Genomic DNA, 5,746 nt, shown 5'->3' on the forward strand with positions numbered 1-5,746 from the left:
TCCGTCGCCCCGCCCAGACTCACCACCCGCGCCCGTGGCGCGACGGCGCGGATCCGGTCCGGCAGGTCCACCGGGATCCAGTCACCCGACAGCAGGACGGTGCGGAGAGGCAGTTCAGCGGTGTCGCCGACGTGCTCGACGAACATGCCCATGAGGGCGGGTACCGAGTTCCAGACGGTGATGTCGTGCTCCCTCACCAGGTCCTGCCAGTGCCCGGGGTCCCGTCCGGTGCCCGGGCTCGGCAGCACCAGCGTGCCGCCCGCCCCGAGGACGCCGAAGACGTCGAAGACGGAGAGGTCGAAGCTCAGCGAGGACAGTCCCAGGACGGTGTCCGAGGCGTCGACGCCGAACCGTTCGTTCACGTCCACGCAGGTGTTGAGCGCCGCCCGGTGCGAGACCGCCACGCCTTTCGGCACACCCGTGGAGCCGGACGTGTAGATCACGTACGCGAGGTCGCCGGGGCCGGTCTCCGTGACGGGAGCCGGTGCGTGGTCGACGGGTTCGGTGAGGTCCACGCGGTGTTCGACGGTTCCGTGCGGCCAGTCGAGGGGGGTCTCCCGGCTGGAGGTGAGGACGACCCGGCAGCCGGAACGGTCCAGCAGCGCGTGCCTGCGCTCGGCGGGCAGTTCCGGGTCCAGCGGGAGGTAGGCCGCGCCCGCCATCAGCACACCCAGTGCCGCGACGATCTGCTCCCGGCCCTTGCCCATCGACACCGCGACCAGCTCACCCGGCGCGAGCCGCCGCGCCACCGCGGCTGCCCGCAGCGTCAGCTCCCCGAAGGTCAGCGTCCCGTCGACGGCGACCACCGCCACCTTCTCGGGGCACTCCCCCGCCCGCTCCAGCACACCCGAGTGCAACAGCCCCTCCGGCACCGGCCCCGCGGTGTCGTTCGCCTCCGCCACCACGGCCGGGGCCAACTCCCCCAGCCCCGCCGACCAGGACCCCTCCTCACCCGCCAGTCCTTCCAGCAACCGGCAGTACGCGCCGAACATGTCGTCCACCAGCCCCGCCGGGAACAGGGCCTCGACGGCGGGCCAGCTCAGGTAGAGGCCCTTGCTGGTCTCCAGGACGGCGGCGTCGATCCAGACCTGGGGTGTCTGGACGGACTCGTGGACGAGGTCGCCGAGCCAGTCGAACAGGGTCTCGCCCTGGTCGCCGGTGTCCTGGACGAGGGTGGAGGTGAACACGATCGGCATCACGGAGCCGCTGGTCCCGCCGCGCTGCCGGGCGAGTTCGCGCAGGACGTCGACGCCGTTGACGTAGCGGTGTTCCAGGTCCTCCCAGGCGTGTTCCTGGAGGGCGCGGGCGATGTCCGCGATGCCCGTGTCCCGTTCGAGGTCGACGGGGAGCAGGTCGAAGGAGGCGAACTCGCCCACGAGCCGGTCGGCGTCGGGATGGACCGGGATGCGGTTGATGACGGTGACGTTGAGGGTGAAGCGGGGGCTGCGGGACCAGCGGCCGAGGACGGTCGCGTAGGCGGCGAGCAGCACCGCGGAGGGGGTGACGCCGTGGGCGGCGGCCCGGTCCTTCACGCGTTGCCAGGCGTCCTGGGCGAGGACGTGGCTGCGGGGGGTGAACCGGGGTGCGGTGAGCGTGTCGGGCGCCACGGCCAGGGGGAGTTCGGGGGCCGGGGGGAGTTCGGCGACGCGTTTGCGCCAGTGGTCCAGGGACTTCTCGTACAGCGGGGTGCCGCGGACCTGGGCGGCGGCGAGGACGTAGTCGCGGTAGGAGATCGCGAGGTCGGGCAGTTCGGCCGTGGGGTCGGCGTAGAGGGTGCGCCACTCCTGGAGCAGGATGCGGATGCTGCCGATGTCGGCGATGAGGAGGTCGAAGCTGAGGTAGAGCCGGGTCCGGTCCTCGGGGAGGTGGACGGCGGTGATGCCGAACAGGGGCCAGGTGTCGGTGGGGCGCATCTCGTGGGAGACGCGCTCGCGGAGGTCGTCGAGGCGGCGGGCGCGTTCGGCCTCCGGTGTGTGGCGCAGGTCGACGCGGTCGAAGGCGTAGCGGCCGGGGTCGGGCAGGATGCGCTGGCGGCCGTCGTCGGTGAGGACGGCGTTGAGCATGGGGTGCCGACGCATCAGCCGGTTCCAGGCGGCTTCGAGGCGGTCCAGGTCGATGCCGGAGTTCTCGACCTCCCAGTAGATGTGGGCGGCGACGTTGCCGAGGGTGAAGTTGCCCAACCGGCCGATCCACTGGGCCTGCTGGATCTCGGTGAGCGGGAAGGGTTCGTGGAGGTGGTCCGGGTCGGCGACGGCGACCGGCAGCGCGTCGGCCGCCGGTTCGTCGCCGTCGGTTCCGCCGTACTGGGCGACGAGGTCGGCGACCGCGGCGACGGTGGAGGCCCGGACCAGGTCCCGCATGGGAACCGTCACGCCGAGGTCGGCGCGGATGCGGGCGACGACCTGGGTGGCGAGCAGGGAGTGGCCGCCGAGTTCGATGAAGTGGTCGTGCGCGCCGACCGGGGCGATGCCGAGCAGGTCCTCCCAGATGGCGGCGACGGCCGTCTCCCGCGGGCCGCGCGGTTCCTGGTAGGGGGTGCTCAGGGCGGGCCGGGAGTCGTGGAACGCGGGTTCCGGTTCGGTGCCGTCGTCGTCGGTGACCGCGTCCAGGGGCAGCGGTGCGGCGCCGGTGGCCGTCGGCGCCTCGATCCAGTAGCGGCGGCGCTGGAAGGGGTAGCCGGGGAGGGCGACGCGGCGGCGGCCGGTGCCGTCTAGGGCCTGCCAGTCGGGGTCTGCGCCCGCGGTCCACAGCCGTCCCACGGCGGCGAGCAGGAACTCCTGCGCGTCCTCGTCACCGCCGGGTTCGGGCAGGGTGGGCACGATGGTGCGGTTCAGGGCGCCGTCGGTGCCGCGGGCCAGGGTGGAGAGCGTCCGGCCGGGGCCCGCCTCGACCAGGAGCAGGTCCTCGCGTTCCAGCAGGCGGCGTACGCCGTCGCCGAAGCGTACGGTGTCGCGGGCGTGGCCCGCCCAGTAGGCGGGGTCGGCGAGCTGCTCGGCGGTGATCCAGTCACCGGTGCGGTTGGACAGGTACGGGGTGTCCGGGGCGCGGGTGGTGAGTCTGGTGCCCTCTTCGGTGAGGCGGGGCAGGACCGGGTCGACCATGGGTGAGTGGAAGGCGTGCGAGGTGTGCAGGCGCCGGTGGCCGATCTCCCGCCGTTCCAGCAGCCGGGCGAAGGCGGTGACCGCCTCGTCGGGTCCGGCCACGACGCACAGGCGGGGCGCGTTGACCGCCGCCAAGGCCAGCGCCTCGGGGAGCATGGCGCGCAGGGTGTCCTCGTCGAGGGCGACGGAGAGCATGGCGCCCGGGTCGAGGCCCTGCATGAGGGCGCCGCGCCGGGCGACCAGCCGCAGCGCGTCGGGCAGGGGCAGGACGCCGGAGAGGCAGGCGGCGGTGATCTCGCCGACACTGTGCCCGAGGTAGGCGTGCGGGCGCAGGCCCCAGTCGGTGAGCAGGCCCGCCGTCGCGTACTCCACGGTGAACAGGGCGGGTTGGGCGTACTCGGTGCGCTGGAGGTCGGCGGCGCTGGCGTCCTCGGCGTACAGCAGGGTCCGCAGGTCGCGGCCGAGGTGGGGGCGGAGCAGGTCGGCGCAGGTGTCGACGCGGTGCCGGAAGCCGGGTTCGTGGTCGTACAGTGCGCGACCCATGCCGGGGTACTGGCTGCCCTGGCCGGGGAGCAGCAGGGCGATCCGGGCGCCGTCGCGGGCGTGTCCGCTCGCCGTGTGCGCGGCGTCCGGGGCGCTGAGGCGGGCGGCGGTCTCGGTGTGGTCCCGGCCGACGACCGCGCGCCGGTACGCGAAGGAGCGGCGCCCCCGGTGCAGGGTGTGGGCGATGTCGGGGAGGCCGTCCGCGTCCGGTGCCGTCAGGGCGGCGGCGAGGGCGCCGCTCGCCTCGTCGACGGCTTCCGGGGTGCGCGCCGACACCGTCAGCAGCTGGACGGGGCGGCGCGGCGGAGCCGGCGGCGCGGGCTCGGGTGCCTCCTCCAGGACGACGTGGGCGTTGGTGCCGCCGAACCCGAACGAGCTGACGCCGATCCGCAGCGGCGTCCCGCCCTCGGGCTTCCAGTCCCGCAGGCGGTCGTTGACGAAGAACGGGGAGGTGGCGAAGTCGATGCGCGGGTTGGGTGCGCGGTAGTTGACGGTGGGCGCGAGGCGGCGGTGCCTGAGCTGGAGCACGGCCTTGATCAGCCCGGCCACGCCCGCCGCGCTGTCCAGGTGGCCGATGTTCGCCTTCACCGAGCCGAGGGCGCAGAACCCGGTGCGTTCGGTGTCCGTGCGGAACGCCTCGGTGAGCGCGGCGATCTCCACCGGGTCGCCGAGGGGGGTGCCGGTGCCGTGCGCCTCGATCGCCGTGACGGTGTCCGCGTCGACGTCGGCCACGGCCAGGGCGGCGGCGATCGCGGCGGCCTGGCCGTGCACGCTGGGCGCGGTGTAACCGACCTTGTCCGCACCGTCGTTGGTGAGCGCCGACCCCTTGAGCACGGCGTCGACCCGGTCCCCGTCAGCGAGGGCGTCCGCGAGCCGCTTGAGGACGACGACCCCGGCGCCGCTGCCGCCGACGGTGCCGTTGGCCTCGGCGTCGAAGGGGCGGCAGTGGCCGTCCGGGGAGAGGATCATGCCCTCTTCGAAGCGGTAGCCGACGCGGTGCGGCACCCGGACGGTCGCCCCGCCCGCGAGCGCGAGGTCGCACTCGTAGGACAGCAGCGCCTGTGCCGCGAGGTGCACGGCGACCAGGGAGGAGGAGCACGCGGTCTGCACCGAGACGGCGGGGCCCTCCAGGCCGAGCTTGTAGCCGATACGGCTGGCCAGGTAGTCCTTGTCGTTGGCGATGAGCAGTTCGAACCCGGCGGCGGACGCGTCCACCCGCCGGCCCGGCAGCAGGTTGCTGAGCAGGTAGCCGGACAGACTGCACCCGGCGTACACGCCGACGCCCTGTCCGCCCCCGGGGTGCCCGGCGTCCTCCAGCGCGTGCCAGGCGCACTCCAGCAGGATCCGGTGCTGGGGGTCGAGGAGCGCCGCCTCCCGGGCGCTGTAGCCGAAGAAGCGCGCGTCGAAGCGGTCGATGCCGTCGAGTACGGCGCCCGCCCTGACGTAGGCCGGGTCGGCGAGCAGTTCGGGGTCGACGCGGTCGGCGAGGTCGTCGTCCGGGAAGACGGTGATCGACTCGACGCCGTCGCGGAGGTTCTGCCAGAACGCGGTCACATCGGGCGCGCCGGGCAGCCGCCCCGCCATGCCGATCACCGCGATATCGGGGGTGACCTGGGCTTCAGCCATGGCCGTGGGGTCCTTTCTGGGTTGCGCCTGTGGGGGAGGCGGCGGTCACCTGGTGCGGCGGGCGAAGGCGGCACGGCGCAGCGAGGCGCGGTCACGGGCGGCGCGTGTCGATCCGGCGGCCGTCGTCGCCCCGGTGAGGTGGGCGGCGAGACGGCGCACGTTGGGTTCGCCGAACAGCGCGGTGATGGGGAAGGTGAGCCCCAGCTCGTCGCGGAGCCGCCGGTAGATGCGGGTCAGGACCAGGGAGTCCAGGCCGAGGTCGAAGAAGTTGTCGAGCACACCGACACCGGCACCGGGCGCGTGCCCCGCCACGACCCGAAGGATCTTCTCCTCCAGGTCGGTCGCCGCCGGGGTCACCCCACGCCGGCCCGTGCCGGGGGTGGTGGTGGGGTCGGGGAGGGCGGCGCGGTCGACCTTGCCGTTGGCGGACAGGGGGACGGCGTCGATGGTGCGCAGGAGTGGGGGGACCATGTAGG

Annotated in this window: 2 protein-coding genes; both read right to left on the reverse strand. The window is 73.8% G+C overall.

Annotated features, from left to right (window positions below; translation table 11 throughout):
• Positions 1 to 5,270: beta-ketoacyl synthase N-terminal-like domain-containing protein (locus tag ABZ659_RS35585; RefSeq protein ID WP_360229079.1), on the reverse strand; the 5,270-nt coding region annotated here is incomplete at its 3' end.
• 45 nt (positions 5,271 to 5,315) lie between these two features.
• Positions 5,316 to 5,746 (reverse strand): phosphopantetheine-binding protein (locus tag ABZ659_RS35590; protein ID WP_360229082.1); only part of this gene is annotated, 431 nt, incomplete at its 5' end.

Source organism: Streptomyces sp. NPDC006997, assembly GCF_040635175.1.
Classification (GTDB): Bacteria; Actinomycetota; Actinomycetes; order Streptomycetales; family Streptomycetaceae; genus Streptomyces.